Annotated in this window: 17 protein-coding genes and 1 tRNA gene; 16 read left to right on the top strand and 2 right to left on the bottom strand. The window is 54.6% G+C overall.

Annotated elements, in window-relative coordinates; genetic code table 11:
* The first annotated feature begins 4 nt into the window (after positions 1 to 4).
* The 3 genes from nfo to AC1EKE_RS00225 are packed head-to-tail and all read left to right on the top strand — an operon-like array spanning position 5 to position 4,161.
* Complete coding sequence (gene nfo, locus AC1EKE_RS00235) at positions 5 to 853, top strand: deoxyribonuclease IV (protein WP_480307413.1); 849 nt, start codon at positions 5 to 7, stop codon at positions 851 to 853.
* Positions 854 to 856: 3 nt separating this feature from the next.
* Positions 857 to 1,651, top strand: a complete 795-nt coding sequence (ispE, locus tag AC1EKE_RS00230) for a 4-(cytidine 5'-diphospho)-2-C-methyl-D-erythritol kinase (protein ID WP_296164270.1) — start codon at positions 857 to 859, stop codon at positions 1,649 to 1,651.
* Positions 1,648 to 4,161: a S9 family peptidase gene (locus AC1EKE_RS00225; protein WP_480307411.1), complete on the top strand. Its 2,514-nt coding sequence runs from the start codon at positions 1,648 to 1,650 to the stop codon at positions 4,159 to 4,161. Before ispE ends, AC1EKE_RS00225 begins: the two co-directional genes overlap by 4 nt.
* Positions 4,162 to 4,253: 92 nt before the next feature.
* Here the strand turns inward: AC1EKE_RS00225 and AC1EKE_RS00220 are convergent, their stop codons facing one another.
* Positions 4,254 to 5,165 (bottom strand): metallophosphoesterase family protein, encoded by a 912-nt coding sequence (locus AC1EKE_RS00220; protein ID WP_480307410.1) that lies wholly within the window; start codon positions 5,163 to 5,165, stop codon positions 4,254 to 4,256.
* 355 nt (positions 5,166 to 5,520) lie between these two features.
* On the opposite strand from AC1EKE_RS00220, the gene AC1EKE_RS00215 reads away from it, so the two are divergent.
* The 13 genes from AC1EKE_RS00215 (at position 5,521) to AC1EKE_RS00155 (ending at position 19,057) form a co-directional block, all read left to right on the top strand.
* Positions 5,521 to 6,378, top strand: a complete 858-nt coding sequence (locus tag AC1EKE_RS00215; protein ID WP_480307408.1) for an endonuclease/exonuclease/phosphatase family protein — start codon at positions 5,521 to 5,523, stop codon at positions 6,376 to 6,378.
* Between the two features lie 108 nt (positions 6,379 to 6,486).
* Positions 6,487 to 6,560: transfer RNA gene (locus AC1EKE_RS00210), tRNA-Asp, on the top strand.
* 341 nt (positions 6,561 to 6,901) lie between these two features.
* On the top strand, positions 6,902 to 7,552 hold the full coding sequence (locus AC1EKE_RS00205) for a redox-sensing transcriptional repressor Rex (protein WP_480307407.1): 651 nt from the start codon (positions 6,902 to 6,904) through the stop codon (positions 7,550 to 7,552).
* The gene (locus tag AC1EKE_RS00200; protein ID WP_480307406.1) at positions 7,549 to 8,160 is read left to right on the top strand and encodes a hypothetical protein; all 612 of its coding nucleotides are present in this window, start codon (positions 7,549 to 7,551) and stop codon (positions 8,158 to 8,160) included. Before AC1EKE_RS00205 ends, AC1EKE_RS00200 begins: the two co-directional genes overlap by 4 nt.
* On the top strand, positions 8,157 to 9,308 hold the full coding sequence (locus AC1EKE_RS00195; RefSeq protein ID WP_480307405.1) for a PorV/PorQ family protein: 1,152 nt from the start codon (positions 8,157 to 8,159) through the stop codon (positions 9,306 to 9,308). The genes AC1EKE_RS00200 and AC1EKE_RS00195 overlap by 4 nt, the downstream gene beginning before the upstream one ends.
* Complete coding sequence (ispF, locus tag AC1EKE_RS00190) at positions 9,308 to 9,826, top strand: 2-C-methyl-D-erythritol 2,4-cyclodiphosphate synthase (protein ID WP_480307403.1); 519 nt, start codon at positions 9,308 to 9,310, stop codon at positions 9,824 to 9,826. Before AC1EKE_RS00195 ends, ispF begins: the two co-directional genes overlap by 1 nt.
* A gap of 34 nt (positions 9,827 to 9,860) precedes the next feature.
* Positions 9,861 to 10,214 carry an aspartate 1-decarboxylase gene (panD, locus tag AC1EKE_RS00185; RefSeq protein ID WP_018107645.1) on the top strand — a complete coding sequence of 118 codons (354 nt, stop codon included), beginning with the start codon at positions 9,861 to 9,863 and terminating at the stop codon, positions 10,212 to 10,214.
* A gap of 5 nt (positions 10,215 to 10,219) precedes the next feature.
* A complete protein-coding gene (gene argS / locus AC1EKE_RS00180; RefSeq protein ID WP_480307402.1) occupies positions 10,220 to 12,025 on the top strand; it encodes an arginine--tRNA ligase in 1,806 nt (601 codons plus the stop codon).
* A gap of 22 nt (positions 12,026 to 12,047) precedes the next feature.
* Positions 12,048 to 12,500, top strand: coding sequence for a deoxycytidylate deaminase (locus AC1EKE_RS00175; protein WP_296158705.1), 453 nt, complete (start codon positions 12,048 to 12,050; stop codon positions 12,498 to 12,500).
* 15 nt (positions 12,501 to 12,515) lie between these two features.
* Positions 12,516 to 14,147, top strand: coding sequence for a S41 family peptidase (locus AC1EKE_RS00170; RefSeq protein ID WP_480307400.1), 1,632 nt, complete (start codon positions 12,516 to 12,518; stop codon positions 14,145 to 14,147).
* A 25-nt stretch (positions 14,148 to 14,172) separates the two neighbouring features.
* Positions 14,173 to 14,775: a 5-formyltetrahydrofolate cyclo-ligase gene (locus AC1EKE_RS00165; protein ID WP_480307398.1), complete on the top strand. Its 603-nt coding sequence runs from the start codon at positions 14,173 to 14,175 to the stop codon at positions 14,773 to 14,775.
* Positions 14,776 to 15,009: 234 nt separating this feature from the next.
* Positions 15,010 to 16,974 (top strand): DNA topoisomerase (ATP-hydrolyzing) subunit B, encoded by a 1,965-nt coding sequence (gyrB, locus tag AC1EKE_RS00160; RefSeq protein ID WP_297126795.1) that lies wholly within the window; start codon positions 15,010 to 15,012, stop codon positions 16,972 to 16,974.
* Between the two features lie 115 nt (positions 16,975 to 17,089).
* Positions 17,090 to 19,057: a DUF4954 family protein gene (locus AC1EKE_RS00155; protein WP_480307396.1), complete on the top strand. Its 1,968-nt coding sequence runs from the start codon at positions 17,090 to 17,092 to the stop codon at positions 19,055 to 19,057.
* A 3-nt stretch (positions 19,058 to 19,060) separates the two neighbouring features.
* Here AC1EKE_RS00155 and AC1EKE_RS00150 read toward each other — a convergent pair whose 3' ends face one another.
* Positions 19,061 to 19,978, bottom strand: coding sequence for an NAD(+)/NADH kinase (locus tag AC1EKE_RS00150; RefSeq protein ID WP_296158700.1), 918 nt, complete (start codon positions 19,976 to 19,978; stop codon positions 19,061 to 19,063).
* Between the last annotated feature and the right edge of the window lie 67 nt (positions 19,979 to 20,045).

The following is a 20,045-nucleotide window of genomic DNA, read 5'->3' as shown; positions in this document are numbered from 1 at the left end:
CACAATGACGAAATATATCGGTGCGCACGTCTCCAGTGCGGGTGGGGTGCAAAATGCTCCGCTGAATGCGAAGGAGATCGGTGCCAATGCTTTTGCCCTCTTTACACGAAACCAGCGTCAGTGGTTCCCCAAGGCGCTGAAGGAAGAGGACATCGAAGCCTTTAAAGTCAATATGGCGGAGTGCGGCTTTGAGCCGCAGTATGTCCTGCCCCATGCCAGTTACCTGATCAACCTTGGCTCGCCTCGGGAGGAGGTGATGAAGAAGAGCCGCCATGCCCTTACGGATGAGATGCAGCGGTGTGAGCAGTTGGGCTTGGGGATGGTCAATTTCCACCCCGGTGCCAATCTCGGAGAGACCTCCGTGTCAGCGTGTCTGGCTCAGATCGCTGAGGGCATCAACATCTCACTTGAGCGAACTGAGGGTGTGAAGGCGGTGATCGAGAATACCGCCGGTCAGGGATCCAATCTTGGCTTCACCTTTGAGCAGATTGCTGAGATCATCGATGCGGTAGAGGATAAGAGTCGTGTCGGTGTCTGTATCGACACCTGCCATGCGACCGCAGCAGGGTATGATATCCTGACGGAGCAGGGGTACCATGCGATGATGAGGTCTTACGAGGAGCTTATCGGGCTGGAGTACCTCTGCGGCATGCACCTCAATGACTCCAAGAAAGGGGTGGGCTCTCGTGTCGACCGCCACGAGTCGCTTGGAGATGGCGAGATAGGTATAGCCCCCTTTGAGTGGATCATCCGCGATCCCCGTACCGATCATATCCCGCTGATCCTCGAGACCCCCAATCCGGATCGATGGGCTGAGGAGATCGCCTTGCTGAGGACCTTTGAGACCAAGTAAGGGATGATCGCTTTTCCTCAGGCTAAGATCAATATCGGTCTCCGCGTCACCGGTGTGAGACCGGACGGCTACCACGAGCTGGAGACACTCTTCTACAAGATCCCGCTCTGCGATGCTTTAGAGGTGGTGCCGGCAGAGAGGGATGCCCTCGATGATGGAGGCTTTGGTGACCCGCAACATAATCTGGTCGTGCGGGCTGTGGAGATTATGCGCGAGGAGGGGGTCGCTATTCCCCCGCTGGAGGTGATCCTCCGTAAGCGTATCCCCACCGGTGCCGGTCTGGGGGGAGGCTCTTCCGATGCCTCCTCGATGCTTCTCATGCTGAGACAGCTCTATGCCCCTGACCTCTCGGATAAGCGGCTGGCTGAGATGGCACTTAGGCTGGGGGCGGACTGTCCCTTCTTCCTCACCTCCGGTGCCCAGATCGGTCGCGGGGTGGGGGAGCTCCTTCATCCCTTCTCTCTCGACTTATCCGGATGGGTGCTGACCTTAGTCCTTCCGGGGATCCATGTCTCCACGGCTGAGGCTTATCGTGAGATAGGGATTACGGAGCCTGCTCAGCCTCTCGAGGAGATACTGGAGCAACCGGTGGCTGAGTGGCGTGACTATGTGGTCAATGACTTTGAGGTTCCCATCTTCGCCCATCATCCTGAGCTGGCTGAGGTAAAGGATCAGCTCTATGCCTCCGGTGCCACCTATGCATCTATGACCGGGTCTGGCTCCTCCCTCTATGCCCTGAGCCCGGCTCCACTAAGTCGACTTACTACCCAATACACTACATATTCCTATCTATTATGAAGAAAGTACTCTTTCCGATAGTTCTTTCTCTACTGGTGGGCGGACAGGCACTGGCTGCACATCCGAACGATACCTTAACCATCTTGCGCTACCGGGCACTCCCTGTGACAAAGCTCACTGCTCCGATGGAGACCGACAGTGTCAATCTCTACGGCAAGTCTCGCGACTCCTTTACGTCCTCGACCGATCTGCCTATGGTAGCGCCCGACAGCCCCTTACTGACGGACTTCATCGCACCGGTGGATACGGTTATCCGCCTCGAGGGGGGCAGGCTGTACCGCCTCTCTACCACCATACTCTCCACATCGTACGAGAAGGCCTCCCTGATGGTCTCCTGTACGATGCCCTACAAGCTCTACTTCGATGGCAAGGTCCTTGGGGAGAAGAATAGAGTGCTGACTGACCCGCAGGAGGATCACTATGACCTGACCATCTATCCCTCTGCACGGCGTACTCTGTCCATTGCCATAGAGGCAAGAGACTCGGCCAGGTTGGTTATGTCGGTCGTCCCCGAGAGATCAGGTCATACCATCTCCCTCAGTACTGATCCTGTAGAGTATATGAGTATGGACTTCGGGCTCACCGGGGAGACTCTGACAGGTGTACGTATGTCCCCCAGTGGTCGCTTCACCATTCTCTCCTCTGTCTGCATTGTTGACCTCAAGCGTCATTACTCCTCCACGCTCTACGAGGGGACCCATCGCATCGGGATCCTTCCCGATGGCGTAGCCAATGGTAGCTGGATGCCCCGCTCGGATCGGCTCTACTATACGGTACAGACCGACCTCGGCAGGAGTCTGATGACCTACGACCCGGCGACTGGTGCTGAGGAGCTCCTCTGTGAGGCCATCCCTGAGGGATCCTTCACGATGGCTCCGAGTGAGGATCGCTTGATCTTCTATAGAGAGACAACAGGTGACAAGCACTCCACCTATGTGGACCGGGTGCTGGGTCGAGATGATCATAGGGACCTAATGGAGCCCCGAACTCGGTATGACCTTTACCTCTTCGACTTCGCCACACGAGACTATCGACCTCTGACCTATGGCTATCGCTCTGTGGGGCTGGAGGACATTAGTCCGGACAGCAGGCGGATCATTTTCTCAGTGACGGATGAGGATGTCACGGAGTCTCCCTTCTACGCCACTGCCTACTACGAGATGGATCTGGAGACGATGGCGGTCGATACCCTCTTTGCTCCCACTTCTGATCTCTCCTACGTTGGCTATACCCATACGCCGGGTCAGTTGCTTATCCTGGGCAATCCTGATGCCTTTGACGGTCTGGGGCGCAACCTCCCCGATGGTATGACGACAAATACCTACGAGACGGATATCTACCTCTATGACCGGAGGAGTAAGACGGCTAAGGTCTTTACGAAGGACTTCGCCCCCTCCGTGCAGTCAGTCCGCCTCGCTCAGGACCGGATGCAGGCGGTCTTCCGTGCTGCGGACCGGGACTACCAGCGGCTCTACTCGCTCGACCTGACAAGCGGAAAGATCAGCCCCCTGCCGGTGAGTGTCGACTATGTCGGATCGTACGCTGTGGATGCCCGGTGCAAGACCTTTGCTTACGTCGGTGAGAGTGCCAATAGGGTGGCAAATGCTTACCTGGGAGATGTTACACGCCGCACCTCCTCGGTCCTCAGAGATCTGGCCTCTGAGCGGATGAAGGATATGAAAGTGGGAAGCGTGCAGGACTGGAGCTTCACCATGCCGGATGGTGGTCAGGTGCCGGGACGCTTCTACTTGCCACCAACCTTTGATCCTCAGAAGAAGTACCCGCTCCTGGTGTACTACTACGGCGGTACCTCACCCGTTGGGCGGATGTTTGACTGGTACTACTCTCAGCCGATGTATGCCGCACAGGACTACGTCGTGCTGGTGCTCAATCCGAGCGGTACCATTGGCTGGGGTCAGGAGTACGCAGCCAGGCATGTCAATGCCTGGGGTGACCGGACCGCTGATGAGATCATCGCTGCCACTAAGGGCTTCGTCAATAGTCATCCCTATGTCAATGGTAAGCGGATCGGCTGCTTCGGTGCCAGCTACGGTGGCTTTATGACCCAGTATCTCCTCACTAAGACGGATCTCTTTGCCTGCGCCATCAGCCACGCCGGCATCAGTGCACTCTCCTCCTACTGGGGGCAGGGCACCTGGGGCATCGGATACAGCACGGTCGCCAGTACCGACAGTTATCCATGGAATAATCCCGATCTCTATGCCAAGCACAGTCCGCTCTTCCGTGCCGACAAGATCCACACCCCCCTGCTCCTCACCCATGGCACATCTGACACCAATGTCCCCTTCGGGGAGAGCGTCCAGCTCTACAATGCGCTCAAGATTCTCGGACGACCGGTGGAGATGATCCGCGTCTATGGTGAGGATCACCATGTGATGGAGCTCCACCGCCGGCAGATCTGGATGCGCTCGATGATGGCATGGTTCCAGAAGTGGCTCAAGGACGACCCCGCCTGGTGGGACGATATGTATCCTGAGCGTCACTACTGATCCGCATATCCCCTTAGGTGGGTAAAGAAAAAAGAGGTCTCCTTGCTATCCGGCAGGGAGACCTCTTTTTTTTTGCTCTATCCTCTACTCCACTACTCGTCCCAGCCGTCGTCGATATACTCCCAGCTGTACCGATCATTCTCCGGGTCGAGAGTCAGCAGGAGGTAGCCCTCCTCTGTGCCATCTAAGGGTCCCTGCCACCAAGCGCCACTTACAGCCCCTCCCATCAGGAGCCAGGTGCCGTGACTGAATAGCTCCTCATGGACGTGATTGTGTCCCTGTAGCACCGCCACCGTATGATACTCCGCGAGGAGATCCCAGAGGGGCTTGAAGTTACTTATCAGGTCCTTGTCACACACCTTTCCCTCCGTGGCAGCATAGTACAGCGACTGGATCGGCACGTGGGTAACCACGATCAGAGGGCAGCCCTCCGGCATTTCCTTTAGGTCCTTTTTGATCCACTCCATCTGCTCCTGAGAGATCGCATAGTTGCCCTTCTTAGTCGGAACGACCGAGTTGATCACCACAAAGTGGACCCCCTTGTGGTCTATGGAGTAGGTCGAGCGACCGAGGTGCTTCTCGAAGAGCTCCACCCCCGTCGGCTCCTTGCTGCCATCCTCGCGGTAGTAGTAGTGGTCATGATTCCCGATGGTGTAATAGGTCGGGATGCCGGTCTCCTCGGCCATACTGCGTATCCTGTCAAGAGTGAGCCCAGCCCTCTCGTAGTCCTCCGGCAGACGTCGATCCAGATCGGCCAGGTCACCGCCCAGGATCATAAGGTCCACGTCGTGACCCTTTACACTATCCAGAGCACGCCTGTAGCCGGAGCATTTGCGGGGCGTCCCCTGTACATCGAGGTGAATGTCTGTAAGAAACGCTACTTTAAATGGTCCCGACTCCTCGGCCTCCATTGTTAGCGGGGTGATCAGTAGGGCTGTGAGTAATGGGAGGAGTAGTCTCAGGATAAGACCTGTACTTGAGGGTCCCACAGTGTGTTGTGTCATAAGATAGATGATTGATCAATTGTTACCTGCCGCAAATCTACCACGCCCCTGTCTCATATGCGTGTCGATATTGATACAGATTTGTTTCTGTCACCATAGGTGAAATTGCCTATCAGTGAAACGCCTGAAGATCACAGCGAAAGAACCTCTGCCTATTGGATCATTTCTTTTACCGATATTAGGCGTCACTAATACCGATATTAGTGACGCCTAATATCGGTATTAGAGCAATGCGATATTGCTGATCTGGAAGAGGTGGTCGTCAAAGACCTTTTGCTCCTCGGTCCGACCTCTTGTCTGAACCCTTCCGTCGGTAATAATGGCTATCTTTGTCTCCGTGAAAGACTATATTGATATGAAACGACTATTTCCGGTGCTCCTTTTGATCGGCTTCCTACTCGTCGGGGGGACCTCTCTCGCGCAGCAGCCAGCACATCCCTTGACTGTGGGAAGCTTCAACCTCAGGTACCTCAATGACCACGATGGTGAGAATAGCTGGGCCAACCGCTGCCAGATGGTCACCGACCTGATAGCCTACTACGGCTTTGACTTCCTCGGCACCCAGGAGGGCTACCTGGAGCAGCTGAGGGATATCGATACCCTCGATAACTATGACTACATCGGGGTAGGGCGTGATGATGGCAAGGAGGCCGGTGAGCACTCTGCTATCTTCTATAGGACCGACCGCTTCGACTTGCTGGATCAGGGTGACTTCTGGCTGTCGGAGACACCGGAGGTGCCGTCTCACGGCTGGGATGCCTCGGAGTGCCTCCGTATATGTAGCTGGGGACACTTCCGTGATCGGATCAGCGGCAAGACGTTGTATTTCTTCAATGTCCACTACGACCATGTCGGTCAGGAGGCGAGACGGCAGTCCTCGTACCTCCTGCTGAGCCGTATCCGTCCCTTGCTCGCGAGGGGAGAGACGGTGATCCTCACCGGTGACTTCAATGCTGGTCCCGATGAAGAGCCGATACGGATCCTCCGGGAGGCAGCGCTGCTCCGCGACTCGAGAACGATCAGCCAGGCAAAGCCCTATGGTCCCTCCGGCACTTTCCACGACTTTGATCTGAGCAACTTCTCTGATGAACCGATCGACTACATCTGGGTGTCGCCCAATATTAGGGTGGATAACTATCGGACTATCACCGACCAAGACCATGGCAGGCTTCCCTCGGATCACTTCCCGATCATGACGCACCTCACATTTTGAGGGATAGTGGAGGGCTATCCCCTTGCAGTGTCCAATAAAATTCTTACCTTTGCAGAGCAAAACCGAAAGAAACAGTGTCAGAGAGACCTGTAAGAGTTTTGGAAGTTAGGTGCGGTAGTTCAGCTGGTTAGAATGCCTGCCTGTCACGCAGGAGGTCACGGGTTCGAGTCCCGTTCGCACCGCAGAGGAAAGAGAGACTGTAAGTCGCTGATATTAAGCACTTACAGTCTCTTTTTTTGCTTTTTCTTTCCGGCTGCTTAATGCGATCTGTGCCGCGGAATTGCTTCAGATTGTGTTGTTTTGCTCCATTACGACCTTTCGACCCCGCAATAAAACGCAATTTTTTGATCCACTCTTTTGATCCTCAGACTGACGGGATGGAGCCCAAAAGGAGGAATGGAGGAATTAGGGGGAAAATGGTAAATTTGAGCGCAGTAAGCTAAGGAGTAGCTCTTCGGGTGCACAGTGAGCCCGAGGAGTGGTTTTCTCTGACGAGTAAAAACTTCGCTGTACGAGTCAATTAATGAGTAGAAAGAAGCCAAAGAATCAAGTGCCGGAGCCTGTCCTCCGTCGTCTGCCGTGGTATCTGGCGTACATCAAGCTGCTACAGGCGCGAGGTAAGGAGGTGGTCTCCAGTACCTACATCGCTCGCAGCATTGGGATCGATCCGTCTCTCGTTGCCAAGGATCTGTCGTATGTCAATATCGTCGGTAAGACTCGCGTCGGCTACTCGACCGATGAGATGGTAGAGGTGCTGGGAAAGTTTCTCGGCTTTGTGGCTCAGCATAAGGCCTATGTCTTTGGATGCGGTAATCTGGGAGCCGCTCTCATCAGGGATAAGGGACTCTATCAGTATGGTCTGGACATCGTGGCGGGCTTCGATACCAGTCCTTCCGTGATTGGTGATGACTCTCTGGGTGTGCCTATCTACGATATGGCTGAGCTGGATCAGCATCTCGACGAGGGGGTACAGATCGGTGTGCTGACCGTCCCGGTCGAGTATGCTCAGGAGGTTACGGATCGACTTGTGGAGAGTGGACTGAGGGCGATATGGAATTTTACCCCCTTTCGGATCGCTGTGCCTGACGATGTGGTGGTAGAGAATCTCTCGATGTATGCCAGTCTGGCGGTGATGTTCAATCGCGTCCACGCAATGGATCAGGGGGAGATATGAAGGTCTTCTGCACTGACTTTGACCTCCTTGTGGATAACTCTTCTGCAGGGGACTCCCTGATGACAAGTCTTTATCTGAGGGGGGATCATACGCTCCTTAATAGTGGTAAGCGTGTCATGATCACCTCTTGGATGAAGGGGCTGAGCTATATGCCCCAGCTGGTCGTGAGGATTGACCGTGCGGGTAAGGGCTTCGAGCCACGCTTTGCCGACCGGTACTACCGGAGGGCTGCGTGGGGGGTCGCTTTGGCTGATCGACAACTGGTGCTTGATCGTCTCTCTCAGCGTATGGATCCCGGTGTGGCTTACTCCTTTGATGGGTCGCTTGCAGTGGGGGACTTTTGCCCTATCGAGGAGCTAAGGTCTAGTCGGGTGACACTCCTTGAGACTGAGGGAGCTACCCCGCTTCGTGAGTCTTCGGATCCGCTTCCCCTGCCCTCGGACGATAGGATCAATGAAGTGGTCTCGGCGACAGCTCAGCTCTATCTCCTCAAGACGGGTGACTGTATTTGTTTTCCCCTCGGAGATGAGTACAAGACCATTGAGGGCGGACATTACCTCTTTATTGCAGAGGGGGATCAGGAACTACTAAGAATAGGTATAGAATGAATATCGAAAAGAAATGGATCGCTCTGACGCTGCTGATCCTCACGCCCTTCGCGAGGTTGTCGGCTCAGGAGCCAGCCACGGAGCCCTCGGATCACTCCTGGTCTCCGAGAGTGACCGGTGCGCCCTCCCTCCTGATCACTCCTGATGCGGGGTCTGCAGCTATGGGTGAGAGTGGTCTCCTCTATGCCCACGGAGCCTTTGCCCTGATGCATAATATGTCGCTGCTACCGATCTCCGAAGGGCAGACATGGGGAGTGTCGCTCTCCTTTACACCATGGATGCCGGATCTTACGCGGGACACAAACCTCTCGACTGTCACCGGGTACTACACCTTCGATGGGGCATCGGATCTGCGTCACTCTGTGGCACTTGGGATGAGGTATTTCAATATCGGTCACACCCTCGCATTCCTAAAGAGTAAGCGAGGCGTTATGGAGACGCGTCCCTACGAACTCTCTGTCGATCTTGGCTATGGACTGAGGGTCCTCCCTACGCTCAGTGTCGGGATCGGGCTCCGATACGTTGCCTCCGACTACAATATTTCGCAAAATGGAGTAAGTAGCCTTGCTCAGACCGTAATGGGTGATCTCAGTGTGACCTATCGCCAGTCTTTCTCTATCAAGAGTCTGCCGACCGAGCTTACTGCAGCCCTGGCTCTACGCAATGTGGGGGGGAAGATGACGCACGATGGCGGGCTCTCCTATCTCTACTCGCCTGCCACGCTTGACCTCGGAGTGGGAGCGAGACTTCAGCTCACCGAGTCGGATGAGCTTTTCCTGCAGGTCTCAGGAGACAAGCTGATGGTTCCCGAGTATCCCACGTCGGCTAAGACCGGTAGTCTAGATGAGGCACGAAAGGCCTACTACCGGTACTCTATATGGCAGGCTATGGGACAGTCGTGGCGGGATACCGATGCATGGCGCGATCTTGCTGCCTCCGTCGGTGTGGAGTATGGGTATAAGGGACGGCTCTTCGCTCGAGCAGGCTATAGGTATGTCCATCCTGATGCCGGGCTTGGCGCTGGCTTGACCCTCGGTGGAGGCTTTCGCTACCTGATGGCAAGGCTTGACCTCGCCTACTTTGTGGCAAGCGATAGTAAGTCGCCACTCAATAATACCCTGAGAGTCACCCTGAGTGCAGACTTCTGATGATGCAAAAGATAAGGGTCGGCTACGGCTATGATGTTCATCGTCTCGTAGAGGGACGGCCACTGACACTCGGTGGGGTCCGGATCCCCTCTTCCAGAGGCCTCTTGGGGCACTCTGATGCAGATGTGCTGCTCCATGCGATCGCTGATGCTCTCCTCGGAGCTGCTGCTCTGAGAGACATAGGCTTCCACTTCCCAGACACGGACCCCAAGTATGCCGGAGCTGACTCTACGCTCCTGCTGGCTGAGGTCTATAGTCTGCTCCGTGAGAAAAACTACAGGGTGGGGAATGTCGATGCGACCATCGTGGCGGAGTCCCCGAAGCTAAATCCCTTTGTGCCACAGATGCAAGAGCGGATCGCAGAGCTCCTGGAGGTCTCTCCAGAGGATATTTCGATCAAGGCAACCACCAATGAGCGGATGGACTCGGTCGGGAGAGAGGAGGGGATGACCGCTTATGCCATCGCACTTATCTATGGGACGGAGTGCGGGGATAGTGATGATCTGAAAAAACGCTAATTTTGTCCCGCAATTGGGTACAGCTATCAAGTCTATGTATATAGGAGTATTGAAGTCCAAAATTCATCGAGTCCACGTCACTGAGGCAAACCTTAATTACGTGGGTAGTATCACCATCGATGAGGAGCTGATGGATGCCGCTCACCTAATCCGGGGTGAGAAGGTGCAGGTGGTTAATAACAATAATGGTGCACGGCTGGAGACCTATGTGATCCCTGGTGAGAGAGGTAGCGGGACGATCTGTCTCAATGGAGCTGCTGCCCGACACTTCCTGCCCGGTGACATTGTCCTCATCATATCCTATGCACAGATGACACCGGAGGAGGCTCTTCACTTTGAGCCGACAGTGATTTTCCCGGATACAACTACTAATAAACTTGTCGACTAATCCTTATGACTAATAGATCATATCATACCCTTGAGAATCATCTCCAGAGAGCGGTATCGGATGCTCTGAAGGCCCTTTTTGACATAGACCTATCACCTGAAGAGGTGCGGCTTGATCCCACTAGAAAGGATCAGGAGGGGGACTTTACCCTTGTCGTTTTTCCTTTTCTCAAGCAGGCTCATATGAAGCCCGAGGAGCTGGGTAATGCCATTGGTGACTACCTGACAGCCCACTTCTCTCGGATGATCCAGAGCTATAATGTGGTCAAGGGATTTCTCAATCTCTCGCTTACTTCTGCCCTCTATGTGGATCAGCTCGGTGAGGTGGCTGATCAGCAGCGATTCGGGACTCGGTCCGCTGGTGAGGATGCGCCGCTCTACATGATCGAGTACTCCTCTCCTAATACGAATAAGCCACTTCACCTTGGGCACGTGCGGAATAACCTCCTCGGGTACAGCCTTGCACAGATACTTAAGGCAAACGGCTGTCGGGTGATCAAGACTAATATTGTCAATGACCGCGGCATACACATCTGTAAGTCGATGCTGGCTTGGCTCAAGTGGGGTGATGGCGTTACGCCGGAGAGCTCGGGCAAAAAGGGGGACCACTTGGTGGGAGACTTCTATGTCCTCTTCGACAAGCACTACCGTGCCGAGGTAAAGGAGCTGATGGACTCTCAGGGACTCTCTAAGGAAGAGGCTGAGGCAGCCAGTCCGCTGATGAAGGAAGCTCGGCAGATGCTGGAGAAGTGGGAGGCCGGTGATGAGCAGGTCCGCTCGCTTTGGAAGAAGATGAATGACTGGGTCTATACCGGATTCGATGAGACCTACAAGCGGCTGGGGGTCGACTTCGATAAGATCTACTACGAGAGCGACACCTATCTGGAGGGAAAGAAGGAGGTGCTTCGCGGACTGAACGAGGGACTCTTTGTCAGGGACGAGGACCGCTCCGTATGGGCTGATCTCCGCGAGGATGGTCTGGACCGCAAGATCCTGCTTCGCTCCGACGGCACATCGGTCTACATGACTCAGGACATAGGCACGGCGAAGATGCGCTTCGCTGACTACCCCATCGATCGTATGATCTACGTGGTGGGTAATGAGCAGGAGTACCACTTCCAGGTCCTCTCCATTCTGCTCGATAAGCTTGGCTTCCCCTTCGGCAAGGAGCTTGTCCACTTCTCCTATGGTATGGTGGAGCTGCCCAACGGCAAGATGAAGAGCCGCGAGGGTACGGTCGTCGATGCTGATGATCTGATGCAGGCAATGCATGAGGAGGCGCATAATGTGAGCGAGACTCAGGGGCAGATCAAGGAGCTTCCCGAGGATGAGCGCAACGAGGTCGATGAGATCGTCGGGATGGGCGCTCTGAAGTACTTCCTCCTGAAGGTTGATCCGCGGAAGAATATGATGTTTGACCCCGAGGAGTCCATTGACTTCAATGGTAATACCGGTCCATTCATCCAGTACACCTATGCGCGTATCTGCAGTCTGGTCAGCAAGGCTGGTGATCGAGTCGACTGGAGAGGTGCCGCACTCGAGCTGGAGGAGAAGGAGAAGTCCCTTGTGCAGGCGATCGACCGCTTCCCGAGCGTGGTGTCTGCCGCTGCTGATGATCTCAATCCCGCCGCGATCTGCAATTACACATTTGACTTAGTAAAGCTCTACAACCAGTTCTATCACGACTGCCCTGTCCTTCGGGAGGACAATGCGCAGCTCCGCTCCTTCCGCGTCAGCCTGAGTGAAGAGACCGGCAAGGTGATCAAGACCGCTATGGGGCTCCTCGGCATTCGCGTACCTCAGAGGATGTAACTCTCTATAGCTCGATAAGGCAATGGCTCTATCTCACGAGGAAAAGAAGCAGCTGGAGGTCGACAAGAAGTACCTCCGGATGGCTCGTATATGGGCGGAAAACTCCTACTGCACGCGTCTCAACGTGGGAGCGCTCATCGTCAAGGACAAGATGATCATCTCCGACGGGTACAATGGCACTCCGTCCGGATTTGAGAACAAGTGCGAGGACGATGAGGGTAAGACGAAGGCTTATGTGCTCCATGCCGAGGCAAATGCCATTACCAAGGTCGCTGCCTCTAATAATAATAGCACAGGCGCCACCATCTACGTGACAAACTCCCCCTGTATGGAGTGCGCAAAGCTCATTATCCAAGCCGGCATCCGCAGAGTGGTGTATGCCACGCAGTACCGCATCACTGAGGGCATCGACCTCCTTCGTCAGGCGGGCATCACTGTGGATCATATTGACATTGATTCCTCGGAGGATCTCTAATCACACCACTGAGCTATGACTAAGGAAGCTATCCGTAATATACTTGCTACTCTCCTTGTGGGGCTTGCGACACTCCTCCTGGCGGGGGGCGGGTACTACCTCGGTCGTTACAGGGCAGGACTAGGGAAAAACTCTGCCCTGAGTAAGCTCCAAGCCTCTCTCGATCTGATCAACACTCAGTATGTGGATGAGGTCTCGAGTGACAGCCTGGTGGAGACCCTGATCCCGAGCCTTATGTCTCACCTCGATCCTCACTCAAGCTACCTGACGGCAGAGCAGAGGAAGAAGGAGAGAGAGGAGCTGGAGGGCTACTTCTACGGCATTGGTGTGGTCTTCAATTCCCTCAAGGACACAGCCATCGTGATCCGTACGATCCCCAATGGTCCCTCTGACCTCGTCGGAGTCAGAGCGGGTGATCGCATCATAAGTGTCGATGGACGATCCATCGAGGGCAAGATCCCTACCGATACGATTATGAGTCTGCTCAAGGGAGCCAATGAGAGTATGGTGACCCTCACCCTCCGTGATCCCTCCACCAATGACCAGAGGACAGTCCGGGTAAAGCGTGGTCCCGTCTCGACCAGTAAGGTCGGCGCGAAGTATATGATGAGTGACTCGCTGGGTGTGATCCGCCTAGATGGATTCTCCCTCAGCACCTACAATGACTTCATGCAGGCTTTTGCTCAGTTGCAGCAGGGAGGGATGAAGGGTCTTGTACTTGACTTGAGAGACAACCCCGGCGGTATCCTCGAGTCGGCCCTGAGGATGATCAATGAGATGCTCCCCAAGGATAAGCCGGTGATATACATCGAGGGCGCTCACTATCCAAGAGAGCAATACCTCAGCAGTGGGGGTGGCAGTCTGATTGACTTCCCCCTGTATATCTTGATCAATGAGTCCTCCGCTTCAGCAGCCGAGATCGTCAGCGGAGCAATGCAGGACAACGACGCGGCGATCGTCATCGGACGGCGCTCCTTCGGTAAGGGACTGGTGCAGAAAGTCTTTGAGTACCCAGACGGCTCCTCAGTTCACCTCACTATCGCCCGCTACTACACGCCCTCAGGTCGCTGCATCCAGAGGGAGTACCACACAGGCGACAGCGGTGAGTACTTTAGCGACTGGGCAAAGCGATTTAGCAGCGGTGAGCTCTACAGCTCCGACTCGATCCCGACGGACTCCTCCAAGGTCTATAAGACCGGGCACGGACGACTCGTCTACGGTGGTGGCGGCATTATCCCGGACATCTTTGTCCCTCAGGATAGCTCCAAGCTTACAGGCTACACAATGGACGTCCTGCGTAGGGGGATCCCGCAGAAGTACGCCTTCCTCTACGCTGATAGCCACAGGGCTTACCTGACAAGTATGGGGGACGAACTGCAGTGCTATGACTTTCTGAGACTACAGGGACTGCCGTGGATGATGGGCAACTATGCTGCCCGCGAGTATAATATCCCGCTGCGGGGTTACCTCCTCTCTCACGATGAGGAGTACCTCAGTGACCTGATGGCTCAGTCTGTCATTATGTATATCTATGGGGACGATGCGATGGCTAGGGTGGCTGCGCAGAGTGATCCGATGATCAGTCGCGCGGTGGACCTCTTCAGCCGGCAGATCTACTCACCGTTGAGACTTTCATCGGAGAGGTAATCATGGACTTTCTTTCTCCCAAATTATGACACCAATATTTAGCTCTCCGGTCACCAAAAAAGAGATTAGGGCCCTTGTCCGGGACCACTTCAGGGTGCTCTCTTCTGAGGAGCGTGACGAGCGGTCGGCAAGAGCTTGCCGCTCCCTCTACGAGAAATTCTTGAGGGGGCGTCAGGGGCAGAGTGTGGGGCTCTTTATGAGTATGAAAAATGAGGTGCAGACGGCTGCCCTCATTAGCATTCTCCGTGAGGAGGACTCACGTCGCCTACTTGTCCCGAGATGCGATGATGGTGAGACCATTCGCTTTTATCCCATGGGTGACATCTCCGGCTACGAGCTCTCCGGCTATGGGATCCCTGAGCCGACCTGCCCGATAGAGGACGAGGAGGTACCTGAGTTACTCGTCGTCCCCGGCGTGGCATTCGGTCGCCAAGACGGGAGTAGAGTGGGGCATGGCGTAGGGTACTACGACCGTTACCTCGCGAAGCACGCCTCGGAGCTGAGGCTTGTCGTCGGACTGGGTCTCGAGTTTCAGATCTTTGACACAGTGCCTACGGACCCTCACGACTATCCCCTGCAGGGGCTCGCTTGGGAGGATGATACAGCGCTCTGCGGACCATCCCGGTAAAGCCCCCTGACAAGGCAACCTGCACAAGCACTCGGACTAATACTGGTATAAGATTTCACTAATATCGATATTAGAAAACTCTAATATCGGTATTAGAATTATCCCTTGGCTGACGAGGTAAATGGGACAGGATCGTCCGTCGTCGGATAGCCCTTGAGACGGGTGTATTTTTCTTCCCTGATCCGCATTATTTCGCTATCTTTGTATAGTAACAAAGAAGAGAATTATCAATCCATGAATACCGAAATAGAGACACCTAAGCCACAGGTGTATGACGCGTCCGACATCCAAGTACTTGAGGGACTGGAGGCGGTCCGTAAGCGGCCGGCTATGTACATCGGAGACGTCAGCTCGAGAGGGTTGCACCACTTGGTCAACGAGGTGGTCGACAACTCTATCGATGAGGCAATGGCCGGGTATTGCGATAGGATCGAGGTGGATATCAATGAGGACAACTCGATCACAGTCCGCGATAACGGGCGAGGCATTCCGGTCGATATGCATCCCAAGCTTCATAAGCCTGCCGTCGAGGTAGTGCTTACTGTGTTGCATGCCGGTGGTAAGTTCAATAAAGACTCCTACAAGGTCTCCGGAGGACTCCATGGTGTGGGTGTCTCCTGTGTAAATGCCCTCTCCAATAAACTTCGTGTGGAGGTCTATCGCGATGGTAAGATCTATGCTCAGGACTATGAGAAGGGCAAGCCTGTGAGCCAGCTGGAGGTGATCGGTACGAGTGATCACACCGGTACGGTAGTCAGCTTTCTCCCCGATGACACCATTTTTACTACCACCCAATACCAGTTCTCAGTCCTGGAGGAGCGTATGAGAGAGCTCGCTTTCCTCAATGGAGGGCTTGAGATCCAGCTGACCGACTACAGAGATAGGGACGAGGATGGTAACCCTAGGCGTGAGTCATTCCACTCGGCTCATGGTCTGGTCGACTTCGTGAGGTATCTGGATGCCAATAAGGAGCCGCTCATCAGCGATGTCATAGATATCGATACCGTGCGTGATGATGTCCCGGTGGAGGTGGCGATGACGTACAATACGGACTTCAACGAGAATATCTTTACCTACGTCAATAATATCCATACCGGAGAGGGTGGTACTCACCTGACCGGCTTCCGTCGCGCGCTGACACGTACTCTGAAGAAGTATGCCGATGACTCCGGCATCCTCGAGAAGGAGAAGGTCGAGATCACCGGTGATGACTTCCGTGAGGGACTTACGGCCGTGATCTCTATCAAGGTGGCTGAGCCGCAGTTTGAGGGTCAGACGAAGACGAAGCTCGGCAATTCTGAGATCACCGGCATCGTCGACTCTGCCGTCAGCGATGCACTGACGGAGTACCTCGAGGAGCATCCCAAGGAGGCTCGTGCCATCGTCGATAAGGTAGTCCTGGCGGCTAAGGCACGTACTGCAGCCAAGAGAGCGCGAGAGATGGTTCAGCGCAAGGGACCGATGTTCTCCGGTGGTCTACCCGGCAAGCTGGCAGACTGCCGCAGTCGAGACCCTGAGGAGTGTGAGCTATTCTTAGTCGAGGGAGACTCGGCAGGTGGTACTGCCAAGCTGGGCCGAGACTCCAAGTATCAGGCTATCCTGCCTCTAAGAGGAAAGATCCTGAATGTGGAGAAGGCGATGCCCCACAGAGTATTTGAGAATAAGGAGATCCAGTCGATGTACACCGCCCTCGGTGTCTCCGTCGGTACAGAGGATGATCCCAAGGCGCTTAATTACTCCAAGCTGAGATACCACAAGGTGATCATCATGACCGATGCCGATGTGGATGGTGCGCATATCGCCACCCTGCTGCTCACCTTCTTCTTCCGCCATATGCGTGCCCTTGTGGAGGAGGGATACATCTATATTGCCAATCCGCCACTCTATCAGTGCCGGACCAAGAGTGGGGACAAGATCGACTACTGCTTTAATGATGAAGACAGGGCGGACTTTATCGCCCAGTATGGCGCCGGTGACGAGTCTAAGATCATCACCCAGCGCTACAAGGGTCTTGGAGAGATGGACGCCAGTCAGCTCTGGGAAACGACAATGGATCCTCAGGGACGCTATCTCAAGCAGGTCACTCTGGAGAATGCCGTGGAGGCTGATCGAGTCTTCTCGATGCTGATGGGTGAGGATGTGGAGCCTCGTAGAGACTTCATCAAGGAGAATGCCACCTTTGCCACTGTAGATGCATAGTATGTACGTCCGTCTGCAGGAGGAGGATTATTAGATTTTAAGCGAGTGCGGCTGACAGGTTTGTTGGTCGCACTCGTCATTAATGGAGATTTACTTTCTAAAGAAATAGATTATTATGAGACACTTGACAGAGGAGGAGATCAGGCTTTTGGAGGATAATAGGCGGTGTCAGGCAGATGACTGGAGCCACATCGAGGTGAGTGATACCTTTGCCCCCTCACAGCTGACCGAGGTGACGTTTGTGGGTCACTGTACCCTCGGAGACCTATCCGGCACCCACATAGATAGGTATGGGATCATGCGGAGTAATGGTATCTGTCACGCTCTCCTGAAGGACACAACCATAGGGGATGGAGCGTATATTGCCAATGTCCGCGACTGCATATCGGACTACGATATAGGAGCTGACGTCACGGTAAGTAATGTCAATGCCATCTATATGTCCGGCTCGTCGACCTTTGGCAATGGCGTTTCTGTGCCGGTACTCAATGAGACCGGTGGCATAGAGGTGCCTCTCTCGCGCAAGTTGACCGCTCAGATTGCCTACCTGCTGGTGACTACCCCTGACTCGGATCCCGTCCATAAGGAGCTGATACGGCTGATTAGCGAGGACGTGGAGGAGTGTCGCTCGGAGCGAGGGACGATAGGAGACAACGTGAGGATCGTCAATACTGGTACCATCATCGATGGGTACATAGGCGATGGGAGCATCATCGATGGTGCATCAATCCTCAGCGACTTCTCCCTCTGCAGTCGCCCCGGATACCCGGCTGTGGTCGGTAATGGAGTGATCGGTAAGCACTTCATCGCGGCTGCCGGTGCTTCGATGGTGGATAATTGTACGCTACATATGGTCTTTGTCGGTCAGTCTGCCAAGGTGGGAAATCTTTTCTCTGCCAATGAGTCTCTGATATTCAGTAATTGTACCTTAGAGAATGGGGAGGCGGCTGCCATTGTCGCAGGTCCCTTCACGGTATCTATGCATAAGAGCTCCTTACTGATCGCAGGCCTTTTCTCCTTCCTGAATGCGGGCTCGGGATCCAACCAGAGTAATCACCTCTACAAGACTGGTCCCATCCATCATGGTGTCGTGGAGCGGGGAAGTAAGACCTCAAGTGACTCGTATATCCTTTGGCCCTCAAGGATCGGTCCATTCAGCTTGATTATGGGCCGGCATACGGACCATGTGGATACCTCCGCCTTCCCCTTCAGCTACGTGATCGAGAATCACAATGAGACTTATCTCGTGCCCGGTCGAGCACTACTGACTATTGGGACGATGCGTGATGCCAAGAAATGGCCCTCTCGTGATCACCGACCGGGAGACTGTAAGCTCGATTGCGTTAATTATAACCTGCTCAGTCCCTACACGGTGGGAAAAATGGAGCAAGGATATCGCAAGCTGCAGGAGCTGCTTGACTTTGTCGGGCAGCACGATGAGACCTACATTTATCACAATCTCCACCTTAAGTCCTCATCCCTGCACCATGGGCTTAGGATCTATAGGCTGGGTATCGACAAGTTTATCGGCAACTCCCTCATCACTCGTATCCGGGACAAGGTGGAGAGCCAAGAGATTGCCACTATTGAGGATCTCCAGAGACTGCTCCGACCGGATCACGATGAGGGAGTAGGTCTCTGGACGGACCTGTGTGGTATGATTGCTCCCGAGCGTGGGGTGAGACGACTCACTGATGGCTTGAGGGAGACTGCGTACGCGACGCTCGATGACTTCAGCAGCCAGGTCCGATCACTGCATGAGAGGTATTACGAGCTGGAGTGGGACTGGAGCTACGACCTGATCTGCCGGTGGTACGGGCTTGATAAGTCCGAGTCTCTGACGGCAGAGGTGGTCCATGAGATACTGGATCGGTGGATCGATGCGGTGCTGACGATAGATCGCAGTCTCATCCAGGATGCTGCCAAGGAGCATGCGATCGATCGGAGAATATCTTCCTCAGCTACTACCCAGCTGGACGCAGCGGATGAGCTGGAGCAGGATGTGTATGTCCAGTGTGTCCGGGAGCATATGGAGCGGAAGCAGAGTCTATATGACTCGGTCGTGAAGCAGCTGCAGCTTTAGTCTTTAGTCGGGCTGAGAGGCTTCGTCTTCATCATTACCGACAGATCGCGAGTCGGCACCCCACATCAGCTTCTTACGAAGGTTTTCAAAGTATTGATAACCGCTGGTATGGAGTACCTTGACCACGCGATCCGACTTCCGGACGGTCACCCGACAATTGTCCAGAAAATCCTTTCCTCTCCCGTCCAGAGCGATAGCAAATGTCCCTGATCGGCTGCTGATCGTGAAGTCGATCGTCATGCTATCAGGTATTAGGATGGGTCTCATCGTGAGAGAGTGGGGGGCTATCGGGACGATGAGGAGTGAGGTGCAATTGGGGTGAACCAGTGGTCCGCCTACACTCAGCGCGTAGGCGGAGGAGCCTGTGGGCGTTGAGACAAGCACCCCATCCGCTTGGTAGTCGACCATCCATTGTCCACAGACCTTGGTGGTGACTCTGATCATACTCAGTATGTCTCGCCTGATGACGGAGACCTCGTTGAGCGCAATCCCTTTATGGAGGATCTTCCCATCCGGACCGGTGACGACTGCCTCCAGCGTGGCTCGCTCGTCCACCTGAGCACGCCCAGATCGTATCTCCTCCCAGTAGGAGGAGAGGACATCGGGCTGCATACTGGATAGAAATCCCAGATGTCCGGAGTTAAGACCGATGATCCCGGCTTCCGTGCCAGCGACCAATTTTGCACCCCGCAGGAATGTGCCGTCCCCTCCGATGCAGACCATTAGGTCTGTGTCGATAGTCCCGCTGAGGGGGTAGGTCTTCACGCCCAATGGAGCTATTTCGTGCTGGATCAGGTAGCTAAAAAAACGACTATCGATGGTTACCTCATCGGTACTGTCGACAGTCAGCAGGTCCAGGATCCCTCGCAGGGTATCGAGTGAAGCGGTCTGATGGGTCGAGCCTATGATGTGTATCCTCATATATTTATGCTAAAGGTCATTGGAAATCCCCGTGGACAAATATAGCAAAAGGGGCGGGATCGGAATG

It is taken from the genome of Porphyromonas sp. C0041D3, assembly GCF_056590575.1.
The sequence above is the reverse complement of the archived record's forward strand: the minus strand, read 5'-3'. Positions and strand labels throughout refer to the sequence as shown.